2 protein-coding genes are annotated in these 768 nt (G+C 57.6%); both read left to right on the forward strand.

Annotation, left to right across the window (positions count from 1 at the left end):
* The coding region (locus tag J5224_RS32215; RefSeq protein ID WP_264629017.1) for a helix-turn-helix transcriptional regulator at window positions 1-420 on the forward strand (420 nt) is incomplete at its 5' end.
* Between the two features lie 75 nt (window positions 421-495).
* Window positions 496-768, forward strand: a 273-nt coding sequence (locus J5224_RS32220) for a VOC family protein (protein ID WP_264629018.1), incomplete at its 3' end; no start/stop codon positions are given.

The raw sequence follows: 768 nt of genomic DNA on the forward strand, positions 1-768 counted from the left end.
ACGGCCCTGGGGAAGATCGGCGCGGTGCTTCCACAGCCGTTGCACTATGTGATGGAGCACTCGGGGCTACGCGTTGGCCCAAGCGAAGCGTATAAAAGTGACGATGACGTGATGTACCAACTGCGGTTGGCGATTCGCCATGAGCAGCGGATAGAGATTGCCTATTGTGACCTTAAAAACCGGCACTCAACGCGCACGCTATGGCCATTAGCATTAGGCTACTTCGATCAAACGCAACTGCTGGCGGCCTGGTGCGAGCTGCGGCAGGATTTCCGCCACTTTCGCACCGATCGTATCGCAACGCTGACGCGTTTGCCCGATCGCTTTCCCAAACGTCGTGAGCAATTGCTGCAAGCCTGGCGAAAAAGTGTGTTTGATACGGAAACGCCGCCGGACTCAAAGCCTACTGACAGAAACTGACACCCGATACCGCTAACGTACTCCCTGGCCTGATGCCGCTTGCGCAGGCCCTATCATTGTGACAAGGAGTACGTGATGACTTTTGCCCCGAACAGTCTGATCCTGTATGTGCAGGATGTTGATGTCAGCGCCCGTTTTTATCAAACCTTGCTTGGTGCGCCGCCGCTGGAAACCTTCCCCGATTTCACCCTGTTTGCGCTACAGCCGGAATTCTCACTCGGCTTACAGTCGCGTCAGGGCATATTCCCACCGCCGCAGCCGCAGGTGGGTGGCACCGAGCTGTGCATGAGTCAGGCGACGGACCGCGATGTGGATGCGCTTTACCGCGCGTGGGTCGCACAGGGCGTC

This window comes from Candidatus Symbiopectobacterium sp. NZEC135 (genome assembly GCF_025962695.1).